The following is a 239-nucleotide window of genomic DNA, read 5'->3' on the forward strand; positions in this document are numbered from 1 at the left end:
AAGAAGATGCATATGTATGTCCAAATGGAAGAAAAGTGAAATTTAGTTATCATTCGAAACGAACGGACAGATATGGATTTACACGTGAATTTAAAGTGTATGAATGTGAAGACTGTTCCGGTTGTCCTCTTCGTGATTTGTGCACGAAAGCCAAACCAGGAAATAACAGAAAAGTATTCCTCAACGAGAAGTGGGAATCACAAAAAGAATATGTACGCACGAAGCTTTCAGACGAGAAA

General features: G+C 37.7%; 1 protein-coding gene. It reads left to right on the plus strand.

Annotation, left to right across the window (positions count from 1 at the left end; all coding sequences use genetic code 11):
• A partial coding sequence (locus L3V42_RS18190; RefSeq protein ID WP_238472634.1) for a transposase occupies positions 1-239 on the plus strand: 239 nt, incomplete at both ends.

Source organism: Oceanobacillus alkalisoli (assembly GCF_022213125.1).
Taxonomy (GTDB): domain Bacteria; phylum Bacillota; class Bacilli; order Bacillales; family Amphibacillaceae; genus Oceanobacillus; species Oceanobacillus alkalisoli.